Source organism: Aliiroseovarius marinus (assembly GCF_004360145.1).
In the GTDB taxonomy this organism is placed as follows: domain Bacteria; phylum Pseudomonadota; class Alphaproteobacteria; order Rhodobacterales; family Rhodobacteraceae; genus Aliiroseovarius; species Aliiroseovarius marinus.
In genome coordinates this window covers 65,277-91,930 of sequence record NZ_SAIT01000003.1, presented here as the reverse complement: position 1 = coordinate 91,930, position 26,654 = coordinate 65,277, and the positions used below count along the sequence as shown (strand labels likewise).

At 61.7% G+C, this 26,654-nt stretch carries 21 protein-coding genes; 17 read left to right on the top strand and 4 right to left on the bottom strand.

Features of this window, described 5'->3' with window-relative positions; all coding sequences use genetic code 11:
- The first annotated feature begins 2 nt into the window (after positions 1-2).
- The 7 genes from EOL43_RS10140 (at position 3) to EOL43_RS10115 (ending at position 9,737) form a co-directional block, all read left to right on the top strand.
- A complete protein-coding gene (locus tag EOL43_RS10140; RefSeq protein ID WP_133488165.1) occupies positions 3-1,196 on the top strand; it encodes a diaminopropionate ammonia-lyase in 1,194 nt (397 codons plus the stop codon).
- Positions 1,189-2,364, top strand: coding sequence for a M24 family metallopeptidase (locus tag EOL43_RS10135; RefSeq protein WP_133488163.1), 1,176 nt, complete (start codon positions 1,189-1,191; stop codon positions 2,362-2,364). The genes EOL43_RS10140 and EOL43_RS10135 overlap by 8 nt, the downstream gene beginning before the upstream one ends.
- Positions 2,365-2,371: 7 nt before the next feature.
- The gene (locus EOL43_RS10130) at positions 2,372-3,136 is read left to right on the top strand and encodes a maleate cis-trans isomerase family protein (protein ID WP_240686524.1); all 765 of its coding nucleotides are present in this window, start codon (positions 2,372-2,374) and stop codon (positions 3,134-3,136) included.
- 117 nt (positions 3,137-3,253) lie between these two features.
- Entirely contained in the window at positions 3,254-5,056 is a 1,803-nt protein-coding gene (locus tag EOL43_RS10125; protein ID WP_166636232.1) for an autotransporter assembly complex protein TamA, read from the top strand.
- Positions 5,056-8,832, top strand: a complete 3,777-nt coding sequence (locus EOL43_RS10120) for a translocation/assembly module TamB domain-containing protein (RefSeq protein ID WP_166636231.1) — start codon at positions 5,056-5,058, stop codon at positions 8,830-8,832. Before EOL43_RS10125 ends, EOL43_RS10120 begins: the two co-directional genes overlap by 1 nt.
- 248 nt (positions 8,833-9,080) lie before the next feature.
- Positions 9,081-9,230, top strand: coding sequence for a hypothetical protein (locus tag EOL43_RS15355; protein WP_166636230.1), 150 nt, complete (start codon positions 9,081-9,083; stop codon positions 9,228-9,230).
- A 171-nt stretch (positions 9,231-9,401) separates the two neighbouring features.
- Entirely contained in the window at positions 9,402-9,737 is a 336-nt protein-coding gene (locus EOL43_RS10115; RefSeq protein ID WP_133488157.1) for a TfoX/Sxy family DNA transformation protein, read from the top strand.
- Between the two features lie 144 nt (positions 9,738-9,881).
- Here EOL43_RS10115 and ndk read toward each other — a convergent pair whose 3' ends face one another.
- Positions 9,882-10,304 carry a nucleoside-diphosphate kinase gene (gene ndk / locus EOL43_RS10110; protein ID WP_133488155.1) on the bottom strand — a complete coding sequence of 141 codons (423 nt, stop codon included), beginning with the start codon at positions 10,302-10,304 and terminating at the stop codon, positions 9,882-9,884.
- Between the two features lie 132 nt (positions 10,305-10,436).
- On the opposite strand from ndk, the gene EOL43_RS10105 reads away from it, so the two are divergent.
- Genes EOL43_RS10105 through EOL43_RS10095 form a run of 3 tightly spaced genes read left to right on the top strand, consistent with a single transcriptional unit; the run spans position 10,437 to position 13,561 of the window.
- Positions 10,437-12,302 carry an ABC-F family ATP-binding cassette domain-containing protein gene (locus tag EOL43_RS10105; protein WP_133488152.1) on the top strand — a complete coding sequence of 622 codons (1,866 nt, stop codon included), beginning with the start codon at positions 10,437-10,439 and terminating at the stop codon, positions 12,300-12,302.
- 2 nt (positions 12,303-12,304) lie between these two features.
- Positions 12,305-12,925 carry a MarC family protein gene (locus EOL43_RS10100; RefSeq protein ID WP_133488150.1) on the top strand — a complete coding sequence of 207 codons (621 nt, stop codon included), beginning with the start codon at positions 12,305-12,307 and terminating at the stop codon, positions 12,923-12,925.
- 54 nt (positions 12,926-12,979) lie between these two features.
- Positions 12,980-13,561, top strand: a complete 582-nt coding sequence (locus EOL43_RS10095; RefSeq protein ID WP_133488148.1) for a retropepsin-like aspartic protease family protein — start codon at positions 12,980-12,982, stop codon at positions 13,559-13,561.
- A 110-nt stretch (positions 13,562-13,671) separates the two neighbouring features.
- Here the strand turns inward: EOL43_RS10095 and EOL43_RS10090 are convergent, their stop codons facing one another.
- A complete protein-coding gene (locus EOL43_RS10090; RefSeq protein ID WP_133488145.1) occupies positions 13,672-14,193 on the bottom strand; it encodes a DNA polymerase III subunit chi in 522 nt (173 codons plus the stop codon).
- 4 nt (positions 14,194-14,197) lie between these two features.
- Entirely contained in the window at positions 14,198-15,670 is a 1,473-nt protein-coding gene (locus tag EOL43_RS10085) for a leucyl aminopeptidase (protein ID WP_133488143.1), read from the bottom strand.
- 132 nt (positions 15,671-15,802) lie between these two features.
- On the opposite strand from EOL43_RS10085, the gene EOL43_RS10080 reads away from it, so the two are divergent.
- The 6 genes from EOL43_RS10080 (at position 15,803) to rsmA (ending at position 23,408) form a co-directional block, all read left to right on the top strand.
- The gene (locus EOL43_RS10080) at positions 15,803-16,966 is read left to right on the top strand and encodes an LptF/LptG family permease (protein WP_240686523.1); all 1,164 of its coding nucleotides are present in this window, start codon (positions 15,803-15,805) and stop codon (positions 16,964-16,966) included.
- Complete coding sequence (lptG, locus tag EOL43_RS10075) at positions 16,963-18,060, top strand: LPS export ABC transporter permease LptG (protein ID WP_133488141.1); 1,098 nt, start codon at positions 16,963-16,965, stop codon at positions 18,058-18,060. The genes EOL43_RS10080 and lptG overlap by 4 nt, the downstream gene beginning before the upstream one ends.
- Positions 18,060-20,210, top strand: coding sequence for an LPS-assembly protein LptD (locus EOL43_RS10070; RefSeq protein WP_133488139.1), 2,151 nt, complete (start codon positions 18,060-18,062; stop codon positions 20,208-20,210). The genes lptG and EOL43_RS10070 overlap by 1 nt, the downstream gene beginning before the upstream one ends.
- Positions 20,211-20,281: 71 nt before the next feature.
- A complete protein-coding gene (locus tag EOL43_RS10065; protein ID WP_166636229.1) occupies positions 20,282-21,574 on the top strand; it encodes a peptidylprolyl isomerase in 1,293 nt (430 codons plus the stop codon).
- Positions 21,571-22,575 carry a 4-hydroxythreonine-4-phosphate dehydrogenase PdxA gene (gene pdxA, locus EOL43_RS10060; protein ID WP_133488135.1) on the top strand — a complete coding sequence of 335 codons (1,005 nt, stop codon included), beginning with the start codon at positions 21,571-21,573 and terminating at the stop codon, positions 22,573-22,575. Before EOL43_RS10065 ends, pdxA begins: the two co-directional genes overlap by 4 nt.
- Positions 22,572-23,408: a 16S rRNA (adenine(1518)-N(6)/adenine(1519)-N(6))-dimethyltransferase RsmA gene (gene rsmA / locus EOL43_RS10055; RefSeq protein ID WP_133488133.1), complete on the top strand. Its 837-nt coding sequence runs from the start codon at positions 22,572-22,574 to the stop codon at positions 23,406-23,408. Before pdxA ends, rsmA begins: the two co-directional genes overlap by 4 nt.
- 104 nt (positions 23,409-23,512) lie before the next feature.
- On the opposite strand, the gene EOL43_RS10050 is transcribed toward rsmA, so the two are convergent.
- Positions 23,513-25,201, bottom strand: a complete 1,689-nt coding sequence (locus tag EOL43_RS10050; protein WP_133488131.1) for a chloride channel protein — start codon at positions 25,199-25,201, stop codon at positions 23,513-23,515.
- A 76-nt stretch (positions 25,202-25,277) separates the two neighbouring features.
- Between EOL43_RS10050 and EOL43_RS10045 the strand changes: the two genes are divergently transcribed.
- Entirely contained in the window at positions 25,278-26,654 is a 1,377-nt protein-coding gene (locus EOL43_RS10045; protein ID WP_133488129.1) for an FAD-binding oxidoreductase, read from the top strand.

The following is a 26,654-nucleotide window of genomic DNA, read 5'->3' as shown; positions in this document are numbered from 1 at the left end:
TCATGAAGGATATTTTCAGCACGGCGACCCTGCACCACACAGCAGGCTCCCCCGCCCCGGCGAAAGCCGCGTTCAGCGTTCTGTCCGAACAGGACTTCGCAAATGCCTGTAACGAGATCATGGCGTGGGAGGGCTACGCACCTACGCCTCTTGTGTCTTTGGCTGGGTTGGCCAAGCAGCTGGGCGTTGCGCGGATCGACTATAAACACGAAGGCCCGCGGTTCGGGCTGGGCAGCTTCAAGGCGCTTGGCGGCTCCTACGCGGCCCTGCGCGTGCTTCAACGCGAGCTAAGCGCGCTATTGGGCCGCGACGTGAGCCTAGAAGACATCCGCAATGGCAAACACCGCGATGCCTGCGCCAAAATCACACTGGTGTCGGCCACCGATGGCAACCACGGGCGGTCCTTGGCGTGGGGTTGTCAGCGGTTCGGCGCCCCCTGCCGCATCTATATCCACGCCGAGGTCAGCGAAGGCCGCGCCGAGGCGATGCGCGACTTGGGTGCCGATGTGATCCGCATTGAAGGTGACTATGACGAGTCCGTCGTTCTGGCGAAAACCGAGGCCGAGGAAAACGGCTGGTTCGTTGTGTCCGACACCTCGTGGGAAGGCTATACCGAGCCGCCCCGCGACGTGATGGCCGGTTATGGCGTGATGACGCGCGAGGTCTGTGAGACCCTTGCGGATGCCCCCACCCATGTCTTCCTGCAAGGCGGCGTGGGCGGTCTTGCGGCTTCGGTCGCGGCGGGACTGCGACAGTTCTACAAGGATAACGCCCCCCGCGTGGTCATCGTGGAACCAGACCTCGCGGCCTGCCTGTTTGACAGCGCGAAGGCAGGCAAGGCCACCACGTTCGCCATTGCTGAAGAAACCATCATGGCGGGGCTGTCCTGCGGTGAACCCTCTGAAATGGCGTGGGAAATCCTGTCCGAAGAGGCCTCAGACTTCCTGACCATTCCTGACAGCATCGTGGCCCCCACCGTGCGCCTTCTGGCCAACGCGGAAACCGGCGACGACGAGGTCGAAGCTGGCGAAAGCGCTGTCGCTGGGCTGGCCGCCGTGATCGCGGCCCGTCAGGATCCGGCGCTCTCCGACACACTGGGGCTGGACGAAACCTCGCGTGTGTTGCTGATCGGATCCGAAGGTGTGACCGACCCCGCGATCTACGAGGCGATTATGGCCGGAGCCGACCATGTCTAAGGCACCACTTGCCCCTGCGCGGGGCTTTCCCGTGGCCGAGTTCGCCACCCGTACCGCAAAGGCGCAAGGATTGATGGCGCAGCAAGGTCTGGACGGGATGCTGTTGTTGACTGAACCCGAAGTCCGCTATTTCAGCGGCTTTCATACGCTGTTCTGGCAAAGCCCGACGAGACCGTGGTTTCTGTTCGTTCCAGCCCAAGGCAAACCTATCGCGATCATCCCGGAGATCGGCGCGGAGCTGATGCGACAGACATGGATCGACGACATCCGCACCTGGAGCGCCCCTGCCCCGGCGGATGACGGGATCAGCCTGCTGACCGAGCTTCTGTCTCCGCTGGCCGCGACCGGGGCCCATCTGGGCGTGATGAAAGGCCATGAGACCAGCCTGCGTATGCCCTTGGGCGACTATGAACGTCTGATGGCCGCCCTTCCCGGCCTTCAGATCGCGGACGCAACCGGCCTGATCCGCGCCCTGCGCATGGTCAAATCCGAGGCCGAGATCGAGAAGCTGTCACATATCTGCGCCATCGGCTCACGCACTTTCGACGCGGTCCCGCAGATCGCGCGGGAAGGTATGGCGTTCGAAGACCTGTTTCGCCAGTTCCGCCGCGAGGCGCTGTCTCAAGGGGCAGACGACGTGCCCTACTTGGTCGGCGGTGCCGATCAAGGGGGCTATCATGACGTGATCTCACCGCCCTCGCCCCGGCCTCTTCAGCGCGGCGACATCTTCATGCTGGACACTGGTGCCACGTGGGATGGGTACTACTGTGACTTCGACCGGAACTGGGCCGTGGGTCAGGCCGACGATGCCTCGCGCCGTGCCTATGACGTACTATGGCGCGCGACCGAAGCCGGGATCGCCACTGCCCGCCCCGGCACCACCTGCCGCGAGCTGTTCAACGCCATGCAGTCCGTGATCGCCGAACTGGACGATCAGGGCGGAGATGTCGGGCGGCTGGGACACGGGCTGGGCATGCAACTGACCGAATGGCCATCGCATGCCGCGTTTGACGACACGGTGATCGAGGAAAACATGGTGCTGACGCTGGAGCCCTCGCTTTCCTACGGCGATGGGCGCATCATGGTGCACGAGGAAAACATCGTCGTGCGGGCAGATGGGGCGCAGCTTTTGACCATCCGCGCCGCACCCGAATTGCCGGTGATCTGAGGGCCACATGCTGAAGCTTGAGTTTGACACGGACGAAGGGATCGGAACGCGCGCCAATCTGGGCATGATCGTTCTGGAAACCGACGAAACGCTGGAAAGCGAATTCGCCCGCATGGCGGATTTGGATGGTGTTGCCCGCTATCACAGCCGCATCCCGATGGTCAGCGAGATACGTGCAGACACTCTGGCGCGGATGCTGGATGACATGCCGGCCTCGGCGAAATTGTTTCCGTCCTCGCTTTCGTTCGACGTGATCGGCTATGGTTGCACCTCGGCCTCGACCGTGATCGGATCCGACAATGTCGCGGCGGCGATCCAAAGCGTGCGCCCTGAGGCGAAAGTGACAGATCCGCTCGCTGCAATGATCGCGGCGGGTCGATCCTTGGGCGTGAATAATCTCGGTTTCATAACGCCTTATATCCCGGACGTGTCGCTTAAGATGCGCGAAAAGCTTGAACATGCAGGCTTCACCATCACCGCGGGCGGATCGTTCGAGGAAGGCGATGACCGCGTGGTCGCGCGGATCTCTGAGCGCGCCATTCACGACGCGGCCCTGCGGGTCGCCAAGACCGCCGAGACCCCATGCGATGCGCTTGTGATTGCCTGCACCAATCTGCGTTGCCTGAATGTCATTCCCCTGCTCGAGGCCGAGCTGGGCATCCCGGTTCTATCCAGCAACACCGCCCTTGTGTGGCACATACTGCGTCTGGCCGGGATCACCGACGAAAGGCCCGAGATCTGCCGCCTGTTCGGCACGCAACTGTCCACCTGACGCCCGCACAGCGGAAAGCTGCCGACCCGGTGTTTCCGGTGGTGCTTAGCCCAGCGACGGGCTAGGCTTTGGCCATTGGGGATGATTGTGCTGCTCACAAGGAATCTGGGTTTGAGAATGCTGAGTTTCGTGCCGCTGTGGCGACGGATGTGCGTGCCCGTTGCGCTGGCCTTTTTCGGGCAATCTGCGTGGGCGCTCGACACTGTCCAAATCACGGTTCTGGGGACTGACGGCGGCCTGGAAAACGCGATCAAAGCCGCATCGCTTGTGCAGACCGCCAAAGACGATGGCGAGACGGATCCCCGCGACGTGATGGCCGCCGCGCTGGCCGAATATGGCCGCCTGACGGAAGTGCTCTATGCCAACGGCTATTACGGCGGTGTGATCCGCATCCGTGTGGACGGGCGCGAGGCCGGACGCATCCCCGTGTTCAACCTGCCCGCCCAGATCAACACGATCGAGATCACTGTGGACCCCGGCGCGCCCTTCACCTTTGGCACCGCGCGCGTGGCCCCTTTAGCCCCGGGAACCAAACTGCCAGATGGGTTTCGCACCGGGGAACGCGCGGAAAGCACACAAATTCAGGCGGCTGCGGATGCCGCCCATCTGGCATGGCGGCAGGCGGGCCACCCCAAGGCCGATCTGACCCGTCAAAGCATCACGGCAGACCACAGGGACCACACCCTGTCGGCGGATCTGCAATTTTCGCCCGGTCCGAAGGCTCGGTTTGGCCAAATGACCCAGACGACAAACAGCGCCGTGCGGGCTGAACGGATCGCCCGGATCGCAGGCTTTCCAACTGGTGAAACCTACGCGCCCGAGGCGCTGGACAAGGTGGTGAACCGTCTGCGCCGTACAGGTGCGTTTTCCTCGGTCTCGGTGACCGAGGCCAAGACGCTTAATCCAGATGACACGTTGGACGTCGGGCTTGCCTTGGCCGATGAAAAGCCGCGTCGCTTTGGCGTGGGGGCAGAGCTTTCCTCGCTCGAAGGCATCGGCCTGTCCGCCTATTGGCTGCATCGGAACTTTCTGGGCGGGGCGGAACGCTTCCGTGTCGAAGGCGAGATCACAGGGATTGGCGGCCAGCATGGTGGCGTCGACTATCGCCTAGGTGCGCGGCTGGAACAGCCCGCCACGTTCGGCCCCGACACAACCGCCTTCGGCTATGCCAATGCCGCTTATGAAGACGAACCCGCCTATATCTCGCGCAGCGTTGATCTGGGGGCGGGGATGACGCGGATTTTCTCGGACACCCTGTCAGGCGAGATTGCGTTGGGGCTGCATTATTCCAACATCAGCGACGTGTTTGGCGATCGGAATTTCTTCCAGCTGACCCTGCCGATTGGGCTGACCTGGGACCGGCGCAATGACCTGCTGGACGCCACATCCGGCACCTTCCTGCGCGCCGAGGTCACGCCGTTCCTGTCCCTGAATGGCGGTGGCAGCGGGGCCCGCGCCTTTGCCGACGCGCGCGCCTATCGCGGGCTGGGTACGGGCGACCGTTTCGTAGTGGCGGGCCGGGTGCAAGCCGGTACAGTCTATTCCGATGATGTGCAGGACATTCCGCCGGAATACCTGTTCTTCTCGGGCGGTGGGAACTCGGTCCGTGGGCAGCCCTATCAGTCCTTAGGCATTCCTGAAGGCATAAGCGGTCTGCGCGGCGGGCGGTCTTATCTGGCCGTCTCGACCGAGCTCCGCGCGACGATCACCGACACTATCGGACTGGTGGCCTTTGCCGATGCCGGACATATCAGCGATGACAGCCTGTTTGGAGGTGACGGCGGTTGGCACGCAGGCGCCGGGTTGGGGCTGCGCTACAAGACGCCCATCGGGCCGCTGCGTTTGGATGTGGCCGGACCGATTTCCGGAGACACCGGCGACGGTGTGCAAATCTATCTTGGGATTGGGCAGGCGTTCTGATGACCCAGCGTTTTCTTCTGCTTCTGATCGCCCTAATTGCCCTCCCCCTCGCGGCGGTGTCACAAGACGCGTCTCAGGATGACCGCGGCTATCTTCAGGCCTTCCTAGAGGACACTCTGTCGGACACAGGGCGCGAGATCAAAATCATCGGATTTCAGGGTGCGTTCAGCTCGGAAGCCACCGTCGACGAGATCACCATCGCGGATGGCGAGGGGGTTTGGCTGTCCCTACGCGGCCTGACCCTGACATGGACCCGCAGCGCGCTGTTGACCGGGAACGTGAAGATCGACGCGTTGGAGGCCGAGGAGATCGCCCTTTACCGTCGCCCGATCCCGGATCCCTCTTTGCCCGCCCCAGAGGCAACCGGCTTTGCCCTGCCCGAGCTGCCCGTGTCCCTGAACATCGGCACGATCCGCGCGGCACGGGTCCACCTTGGCGAAGACGTGATCGGGCAAGCCTCCGAGATTTCGCTTCAAGGGTCTGCCGCGCTGGAAGCGGGTGCCGGAAAGGCTGATTTGACCATCACCCGGCTGGATGGGCCGACCGGCGCGTTGGCGCTGAAGGGCAGCTATGACAACACCGACCGGATCCTGTCGCTGCTTCTGTCGCTTCAAGAAAATGCAGGCGGCATGGCAGCCACACTGCTGGGCATTCCCGGCCAACCTGCCCTTGATCTGAAGCTCGACGGGACCGGCCCTCTGTCAGATTTCGACGCGCAGATCGCGCTGGCAACGGACGGCGCACCGCGGCTGGCGGGCCATGTCCGCCTGATCGAAAGCCCTGTCACCTCTACGCAGCCGGACACACCCGAATTCGACCGCACATATGCCTTGGAGCTGTCCGGAGACATATCGCCTCTTCTCCATCCCGATTTCAAAACCTTCTTCGGGGACAATGTCGACGTCAGCGCGCGGGCGTCTCAGCTGTCTGATGGCGCGACACGGATTGATACGCTGTCGATGCAATCTGAGGCTCTGAACGTCACCGGAAATGTGCAGCTGGCCCCAAATGGCTGGCCCACGCGCATTGCGCTGAACGGGCGTATCGCGGCGCCAGACGGTTCGCCCGTCCGCCTGCCCCTGTCTGGTCCACGCACGCTGGTGTCCTCTGCCGACCTGACCATTGCCTATGATGCCGCCACCGGAGACCTCTGGACCGCACGCGCAAATCTTGCCGGCCTCACGCAGAGCGACCTGAACATCGACGCCGCTACCTTGTCCGGGTCGGGGCAATTGCGCGCCGGTGTGGAGGGGTCTGCGCCGCTGATCGACGGCGCCGTGCGTCTCGATGCCAAAAACATCCTGCCCACACGCCCCGAGCTGGCTGCAGCCATCGGCACGGATCTGACCGGCGCGCTGCAGTTCAACTGGCAAAGCGATGACGTTCTGGCGATCTCAAACCTGACACTGGCAGGTGAGGACTACGACCTGACGGGCGACGTAACCCTGTCGGACTTCGCCAACGGCGTGGTCGCACGTAGCGATACGCTACGCCTAAGCGCGGGTGATCTATCGCGTTTTTCGGGCCTTGCAGGTGCTCCATTGTCAGGGCGCGTGACGCTTAATATGACCGGGGAAAGCAACCTTCTGGGCGGTGCGTTTGATCTGCGTCTGGATGGGCGCGGTGCTGGGCTGGGCGTAAACCAACCGCAACTGGACGCAGTGATCGGCGGGGAAAGCACTCTGGCGCTGCGCGCGGTGCGTAACACAACTGGCACCCGGATTGAAGGCTTGGAACTAAAGACCGAGAAGGCGCTGCTGACGGCCTCGGCGGATCTGACGAGCCGTGAATCGGTTGCGGACATCTCGCTGTTTCTGCCCGATGCCAGCGCCGTCGATTCACAGCTTCGCGGCCCTGCCCATTTGACCGCATCTGTGCTGCAAATTGGGACGGATATGCGGGTTCAGACGGACTTCACTGGCCCGGGTGAGGCGACGTTGAACGGCACGACCCATGTGCGCTTTGCGGACGGTGTCGCGGAGCAAATCGACGGCACATTGCGCGGAGACATCGCGCAGCTGGCCCCCTATAGCGGCTTAGCGCAGCGCGCCCTGTCTGGCGGACTGCAGTTTGACGTGGGCGGCCAAATCCGCCCCGAAAGCGGGGATTTCACAATTGAACTGGATGCGACCGGCGCGTCCCTTGGCATCGGGATTGCACAAGTCGATGCGCTTCTACGCGGGGACAGCTCTCTGAGCGTGGCGGCCCGGCGCGACGGCGACACGCCGGTGCAACTGGATCACCTGACCCTGCGCAGCGACGCGCTGACCCTGACAGCCGAGGGCACGCCGTCGGATCAGGGAACCCGCGTCACGTTCCAGTCGCGCCTGACGGATCTTGGCCTGATTGCCGACGGCATATCCGGCCCGGCCGAGGCACAAGGCAGTGCGGAACTGACAGGGGATCACTGGCGCGTTGCGATGAACGCGATCGGCCCCGCAGGCGTGAATGGGCGCGTGGACGGCACTCTCAGCGTGGATGGCACAGAGGCCGATCTGACCCTGTCTGGCACCGCGCCGCTTGCACTGGCCAATCCGATGATCCGGCCCCGGCTGGCCACGGGCACCGCCAGCTATGACCTCGCCCTGCGCGGCCCACTGGACCTTGCGTCGCTCTCGGGCACGCTGACCACACAGGACGCACGCGTGGCCCTGCCGCGTTTGAAACAAGCCATCGACATCGACAGCGGACAGGTCACGTTGGCGGGCGGGACCGCAACCCTGGACATCCAAAGCTCGGTCGCGGCGGGCGGTCAAATCAGCACGCGTGGGACAATTGGGTTGGCGGCGCCGATGCAGGCCGATCTGTCAATTCTGTTGGATCAGTTGCGCCTGACAGACGGTGCGCTGTTTGAGACCACCGTGAATGGCACTGCCGATCTGCGCGGACCGCTACAGGGCGGCGCCACTTTGCGCGCCGAGATCGACCTAGGACGCACGGAACTGCGCGTGCCAGAAACCGCCCCCGGTACCCTGCCCGTCATGGAGGGCCTGAAACATGTGGGCGAACCGGCAGCCGTGCGCCAGACGCGGCGGTTCGCGGGACTTATCGTTGAGGCGAGCCCCACGACCACCGGACGCCCCTATCCGCTGGACATTACGCTGAATGCACCGGGGCAAGTCTTTGTCCGCGGACGGGGGCTGGATGCAGAACTGGGCGGATCCCTGCGCGTCACGGGCACCAGTGCAAACGTCATTCCGCAAGGCGAGTTTACCCTGATCCGCGGGCGACTGGACATGCTGGGCAAGCGCCTAACCCTGACCGAGGGCGATGTAAGCCTGCAGGGTGATTTCAACGCCTATCTGCGCTTCTTGGCTGAAGCCCGCGCCGAAGATACGGACATCAGGATCGGCGTGACCGGCCCGGTCTCGGAGCCAGAGATCAGCTTTACCTCGTCCCCCGAATTACCCGAGGACGAAGTGCTGGCGCGCCTGCTGTTCGGAAAAGACATCACCCAGATCTCGGCCATTCAGGCGCTCAGGCTGGCCGCTGCGGTCCGCACGCTGGCCGGCAAAGGCGGCGAAGGTGTGTTGGGCCGTCTGCGCGGCAGCTTCGCGCTGGATGATCTGGACGTGACGACGGATGAAACGGGCGCGGCCTCGGTTCGGGCAGGGAAATACATCTCTGAGAACATCTATACCGACGTCACGGTCGGCGCGGATGGCACAGCCGAGGTGAATTTGAACCTAACCCTGTCTCCATCCCTGACCGCACGTGGCACGTTGGGGTCGGATGGCGAAACGGGCGTGGGTGTCTACTTCGAGCGCGACTACTAACCGATATTTTCACGTATTTTCTGTGGGTTGCGACGCCACCTTGCGCTCCACTCCACGGCTGCGCCGTGTTTTTCGCCCGCCGTGCACATGTCGCGCCTCAGCCACACCTTTTCACTTTGGAAACAATTTGTGTTCAAATTTTTACGATTATTGCGCGGCGATATGTTAACATGTGAAGGCCGAAAGGCTCCTGTGGGGAACTTGTGCGTCCATTTCGTGGCGCGTCTAATGAGTAGCGGAGCAAGGATATGGCTAGGGAAAAAACCGAAGAAAAGCATAAACCACCGTCTGGCGGCACGCGTTACGTGCATGTCAAGGCACCGCCCAAGCGGGATCGCACCCGCACGGACGAGCCGAAAGAGCCGACGGTTCTATTTACCGATTGGGCCAGCATCTAAAGCGTTTCTGGTTCACATAGTTTATTGAGCATCGATTTTCGCGTTCGACCGAAGGGAGAGGCAGCGAAGAAGCGATCCAATATGAACTGGAAACGATTGACTGTCAGGAATGACACAGATCTGAACGCGATACGGGTTTAAGAATTTTTCTGTACCGATTAACTTCGGCACATGAGCGATCCTGTATCATCCATTCGCAATCTCGGAGAAGCCTCAGACGCGGTCTATGCCCGCGCAGGCATCCATACAGCCGAAGAGCTGCGTACCCTCGGCCCGGACGAGGCCTATCGTCGCCTGCTGGCCACAGGCTCGCGCCCCCATTTCATCGCTTATTACGCCATGGTCATGGGCCTTCAGGGTCGCCCGTGGAATGACTGCAAAGGCAAGGAAAAAGACACCCTGCGCGCGCGGTTTGACGCGTTGAGGGCCGAGGCGACAGCGAACAAGCCCCCCGAAGACAAAATGGAAGCGATCTTGGACGAGATTGGCATTCGCCAATCATCATAGCTGTTTTTGGTGGCTCACGGTGTGAGCCTGGGGGGCTCTGCCCCTCGGCCTGCGGCCTCACCCCGAGGTATTTTTCGCAAGAGGAAAATAAAAAAAGCCGCCCGAGTTTCCCCGAACGGCCTTTTTGTCTTATAGAAACGTGGCTTAGCCAACCAGTTCCAGACCCGAGAAGAAGAACGCGATTTCTTCTGCTGCGGTTTCCGGAGCGTCCGAACCGTGAACCGAGTTTTCGCCGATCGACAGCGCGAACTCTTTACGGATGGTGCCTTCGGCAGCTTCTGCCGGGTTGGTTGCGCCCATAACTTCGCGGTTTTTCGCGATGGCGTCTTCGCCTTCCAGAACCTGAACAACGATCGGCTCGGAGATCATGAACTCGCACAGTTCGCCAAAGAAGGGGCGTTCAGCGTGTACACCGTAGAACTGCTGAGCTTGGGCCAGGGTCAGTTGGATACGCTTCGACGCAACGATGCGCAGGCCAGCTTCTTCGAACTTGGCGATGATTTGGCCAGTCAGGTTACGCTTGGTGGCGTCGGGTTTGATGATCGAGAAAGTGCGTTGGATAGCCATGATGGTCTCTCTTTTTCGGTTGGGCGCGCGGAACGCTACCGGGCGCGATGTGATTTGCGGCCCCCGTAGCATGGCGCGCGTGTTTTGAAAAGCCGCGATTGACGGGCGCGGATGGGTGAGGCACATGGAACCATGCTGAGGATTTCTGACATCACCTATGCCGTTGAAGGCCGCCCGCTTTTTGAAGGGGCATCCGCCACCATTCCGGACGGCCATAAGATTGGCCTTGTTGGGCGCAACGGCACCGGCAAGACCACGTTGTTTCGCCTGATCCGGGGCGAGTTGTCGCTGGAATCAGGTGACATTTCCGTGCCCAAAGGCGCGCGGATTGGCGGGGTGGCACAGGAGGTTCCGGCCTCGCAAACATCCTTGCTGGACACGGTGTTGGAGGCGGACACCGAACGCGCGGCCTTGTTGGCCGAGGCCGACACCGCAACCGACCCCATCCGCATCGCCGAAATCCAGACCCGGCTGGCCGATATTGATGCGTGGAGCGCGGAGGCGCGCGCCGCCTCGATCCTGAAGGGCTTGGGGTTTGATGATCACCAGCACGCCCTGCCCTGCGCTGATTTCTCGGGCGGCTGGCGGATGCGCGTGGCACTGGCGGCCGTGCTGTTTGCCCAGCCTGATCTTCTGCTGCTCGACGAACCGACCAACTATCTGGACTTGGAAGGTGCGCTCTGGCTTGAGCAATATCTGACAAAGTATCCGCACACCGTGATCGTGATCAGCCACGATCGTGGGCTTCTGAATCGCTCGGTCAGTGGCATTCTGCATTTGGAAGACCGCAAGCTGACGCTCTATCAGGGTCCGTATGACACGTTCGCAGAAACGCGCGCGGCCCGTCTGGCGGTGGCCGAGGCGGAAAACCGCAAGGTCGAAGCCCGCCGCGCCCATCTGCAAAGCTTCGTGGATCGGTTCCGATACAAAGAATCGAAGGCGAAGCAGGCGCAATCGCGCTTGAAGATGATTGATCGCTTGAAAACGATCACGACCCCGCAGGAAGCCGCACTGAAAGCGTTCTCGTTCCCCGTACCCGAGGAACTGTCGCCGCCAATCATCAACATGGAAGGCGCCGCCACCGGCTATGGCGAGACCGAGATCCTGTCGCGCATGACCCTGCGCATCGATCAGGATGACCGCATTGCGCTTCTGGGCAAGAACGGTCAGGGAAAGTCTACGCTTTCCAAGCTGTTATCGGACAGACTTGAACTGATGTCTGGCCGCATGACCAAGTCATCTAAACTGCGGATCGGCTATTTCGCGCAGCACCAGATGGATGAGCTGTACCCTGATGAGACCCCGATTGATCACCTGCGACGCCTGCGCCCGGATGAGCTTCCGGGCAAACACCGCGCGCGGCTCTCGGGCTTTGGGCTCGGCGCAGATCAGGCAGAGACCGAGGTTCGGCGCCTGTCTGGTGGCCAAAAGGCACGTCTGACGCTGTTGCTGGCGACGCTCGACGCCCCCCACCTGTTGATCCTCGACGAACCCACCAACCACTTGGACATCGAAAGCCGCGAAGCGCTGGTTGAGGCGCTGACTGCCTATACTGGCGCGGTTATTTTGGTCAGCCACGACATGCATTTGCTGAGCCTTGTGGCGGATCGCCTGTGGCTGGTGAAAGACGGGCGCGTCGCCCCGTTTGACGGCGACTTGGAAGACTACCGCAAGCTGCTGCTGACTGATGAACGCGCCGAACAGGCCGCGAAAAAGCAAGAAGCGCGCAAGGAAAACGCCAAGGCCAAACGCGCAGATCGCGACACGATTTTGGCCCTGCGGTCCGAGCTGCGCAAAGCCGAAGCACGGGTCGAAAAACTGGAAGACATGCGCGAGAAGCTGGATGCGAAGCTCGCCGATCCTGCCTTGTACGAAGCGGGAAAATCGGATGATATTGCAGTCTGGCAGAAGAAACATGCCGAGGTGATGGAGGCCATTGAGCGGGCCGAGAACTTGTGGATGGAAGCGCAAGATAACCTCGAAAAAGCTGAGGCTTAAAGATGGACTTTGATCTATTCGTTCCGTCCTTCGTGACCCTGTTCGTCGTGATGGATCCCATCGGCATTTCGCCGTTGTTCATGGCGTTGACACAAGGGATGAGTGCTGCCAAACGCCGGGCCGTCGCGATCCGTGCCTGCCTGATCGCGGGTGTGCTTCTGACCCTCTTCGCCTTCCTTGGCGAGGGCGTACTGGGCTTTCTTGGCATCTCGATGCCCGCCTTCCGAATTGCGGGCGGGATCCTGCTTTTGCTGACTGCGTTGGACATGCTGTTTGAACGGCGGACACAGCGCCGCAAGGATCAGTCGGAAGAGACCGAGAGCGACGATGACCCGTCCGTCTTTCCGCTGGCCATGCCGCTGATTGCCGGTCCCGGCTCGATCGCCACGGTAATCCTGCTGGCAGGCCAAGGGGACGGGTTGGAAGGTGTTGGATTGGCACTGGTCGTTATGTCACTGGTGCTGGTCATCGCCTTTGTCCTGTTCAACGCTGCCCCCCTGCTGGAACGCCTGCTGCGCGAGACCGGGATCAAGGTGGTCACCCGCCTTCTGGGCATGTTGCTGGCCGCGTTGGCGGTGCAGTTCGTGCTCGAAGGTCTGCGTGATTTCGGGCTGATGGGATAACACGCGGCATGCTGACCCGGTGACATTCCCGCCCGGCGTTCCTATATCGGACCTATGACCGGAGACGATTTCGCCAGACTTGCCTATCTTGCCCTGCTGCTGACATTTGTAGGCGGCTATTTCGTTGCAAATAGCCGCGCCAATCTGGGGCAGAACCTACGCTATGCGCTGATCTGGGCGTTGATTTTTGCAGGTGTGCTTGCGGGCGTTGGTGTGTGGCATGACATTCGCGACGACATCTCTCCGAAGCAATCTGTCATTCAAGACACGGGCCAGATCGTATTGCCGCGCGCCTTTGACGGGCATTTCTACGCGACGCTCAGGATGAATGGACAACCCGTTGATTTTTTAGTGGATACCGGGGCCAGCAATATCGTCCTAACGAAAGAGGACGCAGCCCGTATTGGCGTCGAGATGAACGCCCTGCGCTTCTATGGCCGCGCGATGAGCGCCAATGGCGAGGTCCGCACGGCGCCCGCCCGCATCGCTAAGGTCGAGCTTCTGGGCGTTCAGGATTTCGGGGTTGAGGTCTGGGTGAATGAAGGCGAGATGCCGCGGTCTCTTCTGGGCAACGACTATCTGCAACGGTTTGAGAAGATCGAGATCAGCCGCAATCAACTGGTCCTGACGCGCTGACAGCAGACATAGGCAATGCTTACGGCGGCTCACGGGGTGAGCCTAAGGGGCGCTGCCCCTCGGCCTGCGGCCTCACCCCGAGGTATTTTGGGCAAGAGGAAGAGGTATGGTTACGCGTCCTCGGGCGCGGTTGAGGCTTTCATCTCCCACCGGCCGCTTTCCTGGCTCCAGTATTTCGCTGTGACGCCCGCGTTTTTCACCGCCATCCACTGCGTGCGCGCATGGGCCACTGCGTCGGGATCGTTGCCATCGAACACGACGAACACGCGCGTATGCCCGCGCATATCGTCCTCGGAAATCTCGGCCCCGTCGATGGCCATCAGCGCCTGGGCGCCGTTTGGAGCGTCGGGTGTCGTCGTCAACAGGATCGGCTGATGCGCATCCTGCGGTCCGCCCGCCAGCCCGTGCGGTAGAAACCCGTCTTCCGGGTGCAGCCACAGCCGTTCATCCAGCCAGTTCAGCCGCGCTGCATTGGGGCCGCGCACGCAGACGCGCCAACCCGCTTGCAGGCTGCGCTCCAACAGCATGGGCAGGGCAGCTTCAAGCGGGGACCGTGTCAGGTGATAGAAGAAGACCTCGCCTTGCGCGGCGCCTTCTGCCACTTTGTCTCCGGTCCCTGCAGTCTCACTCATGCGCTTAGCCTTCGAACTGGTCTTTCACCAGACGGTTTAGGGCCAGCACTCCCCAGCCGGTCGCGCCTTTGGGCGCCAGCGGGCTTTCGCCGGACAGCTGGGCGGTGCCTGCGATGTCCAGATGGATCCATGGCTGGTCGTCTTTCACGAAACGTCCCAAGAACTGCGCTGCGGTCACCGACCCAGCCGCGCGTCCACCGACATTCTTGATGTCCGCCTTATGTGACTTGATCAGCTTGTCATAGCCCGGCCCCATCGGCATGCGCCACGCGCCTTCGCCCTCGGCCTCGGCGGCTTTCAGGAAGTTGTTGCAGAACGTGTCGTCGTTCGAGAACACGCCTGTGTTTTCATGGCCCAAGCCGATAATGATCGCGCCGGTCAAGGTGGCCAGATCCACCATTGCTGCGGGTTTGTATTCTTCCTGCGCGTGCCACATCACATCACACAGGACCAAGCGGCCCTCGGCGTCGGTGTTGATCACCTCGATCGTGGTGCCTTTCATCGACGTTACGATATCGCCCGGGCGTTGCGCACGGCCATCCGGCATGTTCTCGACCAGCCCGACCAGCCCGACCACATTGGCCTTGGCGCCTCGTAAGGCCAGCGTTTTCATCACGCCCGAGACGGTGCCTGCCCCGCCCATATCCATCGTCATGTCTTCCATACCCGCGCCGGGCTTTAGGCTGATGCCACCAGTGTCAAAGACGACGCCCTTGCCGACCAGTGCCAGAGGAGCTGCGCCTTTTTCCCCCTTGAGCCATTCCATGATGACGACTTTCGAGGGGCTTTCCGACCCCTGTCCCACGCCCAGAAGCGCGCGCATTCCGAGGGCTTCCAGGTCGGGTTCGTCCAGCACCTTCACGGTGACGCCCAGATCTTTCAGGGCTTCCAGCCGCGCCGCAAATTCCGTTGTGGTCAGGACGTTTGCGGGCTCGTTCACCAGATCGCGGGTGAAGAACACACCTTCGGCCAGTGCTTTGACGCTGTCAGCCGACGCCGCAAAGCTTTCGGGTTTCGAGACCATCACCGACAGGCTGCCGCCCTCGGGCGCATCGTCATTGGTCTGGTGATCGTCAAACGCATAGGCGCGCAGGCTGGCCCCAAGTGCCAGTGCGTCTGCATGTTTCAGCGATCCGGCCAGAACCAGAACATCCTTGCCCAGCAGGGCTTTGCCAATTTTCCCACCGGCTTTGCGGGCGGTGGTTTCATCGGCGCGCTGCGACAGGCGCAGCACTTGAACGGCCTCTGCCTCCATCCCGACGGGCCACGCTAGATCCTGAGCGTCGCCATCCTTCATCTTCTCAAACGCCTCGCTTTCCGCAAAACGCGCCAGCGCCCCGCGCATCAGCTTGTTCACGCGGCGCGCAGCCGGATGCAGCTTGCCGGGTTCGGACAGAACCACGGTGACGCGGCCCTTATGGGTGCCGATCGCATCAAGGTTGATCTCGGTGAAACTTGGAAGGATCGGAGAGGTCATGACGGGTCCTTTGTTTGGCAGGTTTCTGCCATTGGTAGCCGCCCCGTACAGGTTTGACCAGATAGCAGTTTTCCCCGCCGGTCGGATGGTTTAGAAACCTGACCACAAGATGTTGCGCTCACAGGGGGGAACGTGGCCAGATTCGACCGGTATATGCTGTCGCAGCTTGTGGTGCTGTTCGGCTTCTACGGGCTTGTCCTGGTGTTGCTCTTTTGGGTCAACCGGGCGGTACGGCTGTTTGATCAGCTGATCGCCAATGGCCAGACCGCGCTGGTTTTTCTGGAATTCTCGGCGATGATCCTGCCCGGTGTGATCGTGTTCATCATCCCAATTGCGTCCTTCGCGGCAGCGGTGTCTGTCACCAACCGGCTGAATTCGGAAAGCGAGTTGGTGGTGGCGCAGGCGGCGGGCTATGGCCCGTTTCGCTTGGCCCGCCCGGTCTTGGTCTTTGGCCTGCTGACCGCGCTGTTTATGCTGGTCTTGACCCACATCCTTGTGCCGATGAGCCAGTTGCGCTTTGCCGAACGTCAGGCCGAAATTGCCGAGAATGTGACCGCGCGTTTCCTGACCGAAGGCAGCTTTGTTCACACGGCAGATGGCATTACGCTGTATATCCGTGAAATCAGCCCTGCGGGCGAGCTGTTCGATATCTTCCTGTCAGACGAACGGGATGACGAACAGCACTATACCTACACCGCCCGTCGCGCCCTGATCGTGAAGACCGATCTTGGCCCCCGCCTTGTGATGTTTGACGGGTTGGCGCAGGTGATCAACACCGAAAGCCAACGCCTGACCACCACCGGGTTCGAGGACTTCACCTACAACATCGCCACGCTTCTGACCGGAGCCGAGGAAGGTGTGCGCACAGTGACGCAGATCTATACGCCCGAGCTGTTGAACCCACCGATCGCAACCATGGTCGAGACCGGCGAAACCCGCGCGGCCCTGCGTGCCGAAGGGCATTTCCGCAATGCCCAAGCGCTCTATTCCATCGTGACGGCGATGGCAGGCTATTCCATGCTGATCGTGGCAGGCTTCAGCCGGTTTGGTCTCTGGCGACAGGTTGTCATTGCACTTGCGGCCGTGGCCCTGCTGCAATCGTTCGACAATACCATGCTTGATCTGGCGCGCCGCACCGAGGGCGGCGTCTGGCTGGTCTATCTGGCGACGCTTGTGGGGGTCGTCTTCAACATCGTCGTCCTCTACATGGCCACCCGGCCCTCGTTTTCGGACCTGCGCCGCCGTCGACGCACGATGCGCGAGCGCAGCCGTCAAATGTCCGAGGTGGGCGCATGAGACTGCATCTATATATCGCCCGCCGCTTCCTGCGCGCCTTCTTCAGCATGCTCGTCGTGCTGGCGATCATCTTTGTGCTGCTGGATATGGTCGAGAGTATGCGCAAATTTGATGCCGCATCCGTCGGGTTTTCGAACGTGCTGGGGCTGACGCTGCTGAATGCACCGGTCTGGATGTACCGCATCCTGCCCTTGATCGTGATCCTGTCCACGTTGTGGATGTTCCTGAGCCTTGCGCGCAGCTCGGAAATGGTGGTGACACGGGCAGCGGGCCGCTCGGCCCTGATGACGCTTATCTCGCCTGTGGTTACGGTATTCCTGTTTGGCATTCTGGCCGTCGCCATCGGCAATCCGATCACCGCGGGCACGACCAAGAAATACGAACGGATCGCAGCGCAATACGAGGGCGGCGGCGCTTCTGTTCTGTCCATTGCCTCTGATGGCGTCTGGCTGCGTCAGGGCAACGAAACAGGCCAGACCGTGATCCGGGCAGATCGCTCTAATCTTGAAGGGACCGAACTTTTTGACGTCACCTTCTTTTCCTTCGCACCGGAAGGTCCGCCCACGCTGCGCATCGAAGCGGCAAGCGCCAAGCTGGAACCCGGTCATTGGGCCATTCGTGGCGCGAAGGTCTGGGATCTGATCAGCGACGCCAATCCCGAAGACACCGCCATTGAATATCCGATGTTCACACTGGCCTCGAACCTGACGCAAGAACAGATCCGCGACAGCTTTGGCAAACCCAGCTCGATCTCGATCTGGGATCTGCCGCGCTTCATTGGGCAACTCGAGGCCGCAGGCTTTTCGGCCCGTGCCCACCGCGTATGGCTGCATATGGAGCTGGCCATGCCGATCTTCTTGGTCGCGATGGTCCTGATTGGCGCGGGCTTTACCATGCGCCATACCCGGTTTGGGCGCACTGGGATCATGGTTCTTTTTGCCCTGATGATGGGCTTTGGCGCCTATTTCATTCGTAACTTCGCACAGATCCTCGGAGAGAACGGGCAAATCCCGATCCTTCTGGCCGCGTGGGCGCCCCCGATCGCCGCGATCCTTTTGCCACTGGGCATTCTATTGCATCTGGAGGACGGCTGATGGGCCTGTCACAGCACCTGCGCGCCGGACGTTTGGCGCTGGCCCTGCTTGCAGGGTCTGTCAGCACCATCGCACTGACAGCAGCCCCGGTCGCGGCCCAGACCGCCAGCTTGATCGCGGACCATGTGCGCGTTGTGGGCAATGGGGGCCTGGTGGCCGACGGCAATGTCGTGGTGTTGTTCGAAGGCACGCGTCTGACCGCAACCAAGGTCAGCTATGATAAGGCCACGAATACACTGTCCATCATAGGCCCGATCACCATCACCCGCCCCGACGGCACGGTTTTGGTGGCGGACGAGGCGACCCTGTCCGCAGACCTCCGCAATGGCATCCTGACCAGCGCGCGTCTGGTGCTGGACCAGCAGTTGCAGATCGCCGCCGCCCAGATCAATCGCGTGCAGGACCGCTATACTCAGCTGTCGCGTGTCGCGGCGTCCTCGTGTCATGTCTGCGCGAAGAACCCGGTGCCGCTGTGGCAGATCCGTGCCGAGCGTGTGGTCCACGATGAAAAAGAGCGCCAGCTTTACTTCCACCACGCTCAACTGCGCGTGGCGGATGTGCCGATCTTCTACCTGCCCCGCCTGCGCCTGCCTGACCCGACGCTGGATCGCGCGACCGGCTTTCTGACGCCGAAGATCCGCACCAACACGACCCTTGGCTTCGGGATCTCGGTTCCCTATTTCGTCAAGCTTGGAGATCACGCCGACATCACGGTCTCGCCCTATATCGCTGACAAAACCCGCACATTGGAGCTGCGCTATCGGCAGGCCTTCCGCGCTGGGGACATCCAGATTGACGGCGCCGTCAGCCGCGACAGCATTCTGGAAGACGAAACACGTTTCTATGTATTCGGGGAAGGTGAGTTCCAGCTACCGCACGACTTCACCCTGTCCTTCCAGCTGCAAGAGGTCTCGGACCCCGGATATCTGCTGGATTACGGCTATTCCGATCAGGACCGGTTGCGCAACGCGATCGAGGTAATGCGCGCGCGCCGGGACGAGTTCGCCTTCGCGGGCATCACCCGCTACGACACGCTGCGTGCCTCAGAGCTGCCGATCTCGGACCAACTTCCTTTTGCGCAGATTGATGCGTTCTATGAGCGCCGCTTCCATCCCGGTGGCTTTATCGGTGGCGAGCTGCGCACGACCCTGTCGTGGCAGGCCCATTTCCGCGAAAGCCAGTTGGACATTCTGGGCCGCGACGTGGCGCGCATCGGCGCCGGGCTGGACTGGCGGCGCGATTGGATCGGTCCAGCGGGACTGGTCATCGAAGGTCAGGCCGCTTTGGACGCGGATATCTATTGGATCGAACAGGACAGCCGCTATCAGACCGAGCAAAGCTTTGCCACGCCGTCGGCTGGCGTCACCCTGCGCTGGCCGCTGTCGCGTGTGGGCGGCAACGGAACGGTCGACGTGCTGGAACCCGTTGCCGCTCTGGCATGGTCCGAACAGGTGGGGGCGGATATTCCCAATGAAGACAGCCAGTTCGTCGAGTTTGACCAAGGCAACCTGTTTGACCTGAACCGCTTCCCGGGCAGCGACCGACGCGAGGAAGGACTGCGGGCCGCCGTAGGCCTCAGCTGGACACGGCACACACCATCGGGCTGGGGGTTCACCTTGGCTGCAGGCCGCGTCTTCCGTGAAGTCGACCTTGGCCAGTTCACCGACGCCTCGGGCCTTGCGGGCCAGAACTCTGACTGGCTCTTGGGGGCTGCGGTCAATTTTGGTGGCCATGTCTCGGTTCAGGGGCGTGCGCTTTTGGATGATGATTTCGGGCTGACCAAATCTGAAACCCGTGCTGCCTGGCTGACCGACGAGTTCCAGATCGCAGCGGCGCATATCTGGGTGATCGAGGATGCCGCCGAAAACCGCTCCACCCCCACCCACGAGCTGCGGCTGGACAGCGCGTGGAAGGTCGGGGATTTCTGGACAATTACGGCCGATGGCAGCTTTGACGTCGAGGAAAAACAAGCGACCCGCGCCAGTTTCGGGTTGGAATACCGAAATGAATGTCTTTCGGTTGATCTTTCCCTCTCGCGTCGTTTCACAACCTCTATTAATGTAGAGCCAACAACTGATTTTGGTCTGCAATTCGAATTGATCGGATTTGGAAGCGGCCGCGGGGCAGCGGTGAATAAATGCAACGGCTAAGGCCCGCGAAATTGGACCGCCAGGGATCGAGATCAGAAATTACGAGCGTTATGCGATACAGGAAAATACCGATGGGATTTCATAGCCAATCTAAAGCGCAAACTTCACAGCGCAAAGCGACCGCTTCGGCATGGACTTGCGCGACGTCCGGTCTGGTATTCGGTCTGGTGTCTCTGGTCGGACTGGGCGCGGCACCTGCGCAGGCACAAAACATTTTCGAACCTGTCGCCAAGATCAACGACAGCGTGATCACCTCGTACGAGCTGTCGCAGCGCATGGCGTTTCTGACCGTTCTGCGCGCGCCGGGGAACCTGCGTGAACTGGCGTTGAAACAGCTGATGGACGAAGCCTTGCAGCAGCAGGCCGCCAAAGCCGAGGATGTATCGGTGACCGCCGAAGATGTCTTGGCGGGCATGTCCGAGTTTACCGGGCGTTTCAACCTGAAGGTCGAAGAGTTCAACAAGATCATCGCGCAGGCGGGTGTCGCCCCGGAAACCTTCCGTGATTTCGTGTCCAACGGCATGGCCTGGCGCGCTGTGGTCAGCAAACGCTGGCAGGGCCGCATCAACGTGACCGAGGACGAGATTGACCGCCAGCTGTCTCTGACCGCGCCGGGACAGAACGCCCGCGTGTTGCTGTCCGAAATCGTTCTGGCAGCCGAAAACCCCGAAGCCATGCAAGAGGCCAACGCACGTGCCTCGCAGTTCTCGGAAATCACCACATTGGGCGCCTTCGCGGCCGAGGCCCGTCGCTCTTCTGTCTCTGCCTCTAGCGGCCGTTCCGGGCGTCTGAACTGGACCGACCTGTCAGATCTGCCGCCCGCCGTTGCCGCGCAGGTCGTGGCTTTGGAGCCCGGCCACGTGACCGACCCGGTGCCGGTTCAGAACGGTGTCGCCGTCTTCCAGCTGCGGGCCATCGAAGAAGTTGACCGCCCCACACCGGCAGATGTCACTGTCGAATACGCCGCAATGATGATCCCGGGGGGGCGTAGCGCCGAAGCCCTTGCGCAAGCCGCTGAGATCCGCGCCAAAACAGACAGCTGCAACGATCTGTTCGGCCTGTTCCCCGGTTCGACCGAAGCGCAAATCGCAAAAGAAGCTGTGCCCGTGGGCGAGCTGCCGACCCGCTATGCGGTAGAGCTGGCGCAGCTGGATGAAGGCGAGGCATCGACCGCGCTGACATCGGCCAATGGACAGAACCTTGTCTATCTGATGCTGTGTTCGCGCAGCCGCGAATTGCCCGAGGATGTCAGCCGCGATCAGCTGAAACTGCGCCTGCAGAACCAGCGCTTGCAGGCTTTCTCGACCGCCTATCTGGAAGAGCTTCGCTCCGCCGCGTTTATCGAGGAATTTGACGCGCAATGACCGCTGACAGCAGCGCGTCCGCCCCTGTCCCGCCCGTGGCTTTGACCATGGGCGAACCAGCAGGGGTCGGCCCCGAGATCGCCGCCAAGGCCTTTGCGGTTTTGAAGGAAGAGGTGCCGTTCTTTCTGATCGGCGACCCGCGCCACCTGCCCGAAGGTATCGCGTTCACGCAGATCGACCATCCCACCGAAGCGCATAGCGCCGAGGCGTTGCCGGTATTGCCGCATGACTTTCACACCCCACGCGTTCCCGGCGTGGCGCAATCTGAACAAGCGCAAGCCGTGATCGACGTGATCGCCCGTGCAGTGGAGCTGACGCAGACAGGAGAGGCGCTTGCCGTCTGCACCAACCCGATCAACAAGAAAGCGCTGAAGGACGGGGCGGGGTTTCCGTTTCCCGGCCACACCGAATACCTGTCGCATCTGGCAGGCGACGCCGATGTCGTGATGATGCTGGCCTGCGACGAACTGCGCGTCGTGCCCGCCACGATCCACATCGCCCTGTCCGAGGTGCCCGCTGCACTGACCCGCGAAACGCTGGAACAGGTCATCCGCACCACCCACGCCGCGTTGATCCGCGATTTCGGCCACACCGCTCCGCGCATCGCCGTTGCTGGCCTGAACCCGCACGCGGGCGAAGGCGGCGCGATGGGGATGGAGGAGATCGACATGATCACCCCCCTGCTCGACGATCTGCGCGCTCAGGGGCTGGACCTGCTGGGTCCCCTGCCCGCCGACACGATGTTCCACGCCAGCGCGCGCGCAGGCTATGACGCGGCGGTCTGCATGTATCACGACCAGGCGCTGATCCCGATCAAGACGATCGACTTTGCGGGCGGTGTCAACGTCACCTTGGGCCTGCCCTTCGTCCGCACCTCGCCCGATCATGGCACAGCCTATGACATCGCGGGCACCGGCGCTGCGGATGCCACATCCTTGATCAACGCCCTGCGCATGGCCCACCAAATGGGCCTTGCCCGCCGACAGGAGAGCACCACATGAGCCAGATCGACGGGCTGCCCCCCCTGCGCGAGGTGATTAACACCCACGGGCTGGTCGCCAAGAAATCTCTGGGCCAGAACTTTCTGCTGGACCTGAACTTGACCGCCAAAATCGCCCGCATGGCCGGGGATCTATCGGGCTGCGACGTGTTGGAGGTCGGACCCGGCCCCGGTGGCCTGACCCGTGGGCTTCTGGTCGAAGGCGCGCGCAAGGTGCTCGCGGTCGAGAAAGACAGCCGTGCGATGGCGCCGTTGGCCGAGATTGCCGACGCCTATCCGGGACGGCTCGAGGTCGTGAATGCGGATGCGTTAGAGCTGGACCCGCTTGAACACCTGACGCCCCCCATCCGCATCGTCGCCAACCTGCCATACAATGTAGGCACCGAGCTCTTGGTGCGGTGGTTGACGCCGCCAAGCTGGCCGCCTGCCTGGTCCAGCCTGACCCTGATGTTCCAAAAGGAAGTGGCCGAGCGCATTGTTGCGCAGCCGGGATCGAAGAAATATGGGCGCTTGGCAGTACTGGCCCAGTGGCGCACCACGCCTCGTGTCGTGATGGAACTGCCCCCCGAAGCCTTTACACCCCCGCCGAAAATCCACTCGGCCGTGGTGCATCTTGAGGCTCTGCCCGAACCCCGTTTCGAGGCGGATGCGGGCAAACTGCAAGCGGTGGTCGCCAAGGCCTTCGGGCAGCGGCGCAAAATGCTGCGAGCGTCCTTGAAGGGCATGCATCCCGAGATCGAGGACGTACTGACCTCGGTCGGGATCAAGCCCACATCACGCGCCGAAGAGATTGACGTGGAAGCGTTCTGCGCCTTGTCGCGGGCGTTGGGATAAAGGCGTTCGGTGGCTCACGTCGTGAGCCTATGAGGGGCGCTGCCCCTCTGCGCGTTGCGCATTCACCCCGGGATACTTGAGGCAAGAAAATGCGAGATTTGCGGTCAGGAGTGCTCTTCTGCTGCCGTGTCCGCAAGCGCGCGATTGAAGGCTTTTAGCGCATCCACATGGAAGATCGCGCCCCACAGCTCGGGCGGGTCGCCTTCGCCGCCCAACGTAACGACCGGGATATAGCGTTCGCCCGTGGCTTCGAACATCGGCATGACGACTTCCAGTGTGGTGTTGCCATCCACATAGACGCCATCCTCGATCAGTTCCCAGCAGTGTTCTTCACCTGCTTTGCGCGCGTGTTCGCGATCCCGCATAACCTGCGCCACGCGGACCGTGGACAGCAGATAGGCCTGTGGGCCTGCCGCAAGGTGAATGTTGCGACGCTCAAGCTGGGTCAGGAAGAAACTGCGGTCGACCAGTTGGCTGGCAAGTGCCGTCGACAAGGATACAGCGGACATCACCGCGATCCCGGTCTGCCAGTCCCCTGTTAGTTCGAACACAATCATCGTGGTCGAGATCGGTGCGCCTAACACGGCAGCGGCGACCGCACCCATGCCGGCAAGGGCATAGAGGGTTTCGGACCCCGACACATCCGGGAAGATGGCCGTGGCAATGATCCCGAAGGCGAGCCCGGTCAACGCGCCAACCATCAGCGCGGGAGAGAAGACGCCACCGCCCATGCGGCCAGCCATGGTGATGGCCACCGCTGCGACTTTCACCGCGACGAATAGAATGGCGACCCCAGCGGTCAGGCTTCCCGTCAGCGCTGCCGAGGTGGTTTCGTAGCCCACGCCAATGATGTGCGGGAAGAAGATCGCGATGGCGCCCAGCAGGAACCCAGACAGTGCGGGACGCAGAATGCGTGGCAAGCGCAGTCGATTTTGCACCGTGTCACCTAAGTCTTCCGCCCAGAAGATCGAGCGCATCAGGATCACCGCGACGATGCCCGACACCAGTCCAAGGATCAGGAAGGCGGGGAGCTCGATATAAAAGGCCAGCGTACCTTCTGCGGGCAAGACGAATTCGGTCACGCCGCCATATTCCAAACGGTTGATCACGGTGCCCGAGACCGCCGCAATGGCGATGGGGGCAAAAGCGTGGACGGCGAAGTGGCGCAACACGACCTCGAGCGCAAAGAGCGCGCCGGCAATGGGGGCGTTGAAGCTGGCCGAGACTGCGCCCGCCACCGCGCAGCCCAGAAGGTCACGCCCGGTGATGCCATTGGCGTTGATCCGCGCCGAGATCCAGCTTGAGATCACGGCGGCCAAGTGAACCACGGGACCTTCTCGACCCGACGATCCGCCGGTCGACAGTGTGATGAGCGAGGCGAGCGCCGACCCAATACCCGCGCGCTTTTCCACACGGCCTTCCCAAAGGGCCGCGCCTTCGATCACGTCTGCCACCGCACGCACACGGCCATCATGCGTGAACCAATTTAGGATCAGCCCGACCACCAAACCGCCAAAAGTAGGCAGCAGCAAAATCCAGTACCACGGCAGCGTTTCCGCAAAGCTATGCAGATGGGTCAGATCATCGGTGCCATAAAGCGTCGCTTGCAGGATCTCGATCCCTTTGCGGAAGCCAAGTGCCGCCGCCCCCGAGGCCACCCCAATGATCAGCGCGATCAGCCAGAACTGCATCTGGCTGGGGCCCTTCTCGACCATCACGCGCCACGCCTCGCGCGTTTTCGCAGCGAGAATTTGGATGCGCTTACCCAATATGAATTTTATCTGTTTTATCATTGCGCTGCGCGTGTAGAACCCTTCCCAAGGTTCGTCATTTACCATAAGTTGTTCCGGTTTCTCAGGGGAGGATGGGATGGCCATCGACACCGCGTTCACCGAGCTTTCGTCATTTCTAGGCGATCGTATCAGCCGGTCCAAGCCTGTTCTGGATCAACATGGTGGATCAGAGACTCATTTTCGCCCTGCTCCGCCCGATATTGTGGTCTGGCCCGAGAACACCAATGAAGTCAGCAAGATCCTGAAAATTTGCAACCACGCGGGATTGCCGGTGATCCCGTTCGGCGCGGGAACGTCTTTGGAAGGGCATACAAGTGCGGCTAAGGGCGGCGTTTGTCTGGATATGACGCGCATGAACCGGGTGCTATCGCAAGATCCAGGCGACATGATTGCAGTGGTTCAGGCGGGGTTAACGCGCGAAGAGCTTAACCATGAGTTACGCGGTCTTGGCGTATTCTTTCCCGTGGACCCGGGTGCGAATGCCACGCTTGGGGGCATGGCGGCCACGCGCGCGTCTGGCACCACGACGGTGCGCTATGGATCGATGCGCCAGAACGTATTGGGCATGACGGTAGTGCTGGCCGATGGGCGGGTGATCCGCACGGGATCACGCGCAGCTAAATCCTCGTCCGGCTATGACCTGACGGCGTTGTTTCTGGGCTCGGAAGGCACTTTGGGAATTATCACCGAGCTGACCCTTCGCCTGCATGGCCAGCCCGAAGAAATCCGCGCGGGGATCTGCCCATTTCCCAACATGGCCTCAGCCGTGGGGGCAGTGCAGCAGGTGATCCAGATGGGGCTTGCCGTGGCGAGGATCGAGTTCGTCGACGAAGCCACCGCCCGTGCGTTCAACCACTATGCTGGGACCGAAATGGACGAATGCCCGCATCTGCTGGTGGAGTTTCACGGCAGCGTCAACGCGGTCAAGGAAGGCAGTGACATTTTCCGCGAGATCGCACGCGACTTCGGCGCGACGGGCTATGAGCACGCAACCAAGACCGAGGATCGCAACGCACTGTGGAAGATCCGTCATCACGCCTTTTACGCGGTGCAAAGCCTGCGTCCCGGCGCACGGACGCTGGTCACAGATATCTGCGTGCCGATTTCTCAGCTGGCACAGGCGGTCGAGGAAACGCGCGCGGACATCGCCGCCTCGATCCTGCCCGGTCCCATTCTGGGTCATGTGGGCGATGGCAATTTTCACGCCATCCTGTTGATCGACCCGTCCTGCCCCATCGAGATGGCCGAGGCTAAGACCATCGCCGCACGGATGAGCCGCCGGGCGTTGAAGTACGAGGGCACCATCACAGGGGAACATGGGGTCGGTATGGGAAAGCTGCACCTGATGGCCGAGGAACATGGGGACGGCTGGGCGCTGATGGGGGACATCAAGGCGACGCTCGATCCGGGCAACATCCTGAACCCCGGCAAGTTGGTTCCGCAAGCCGGATAG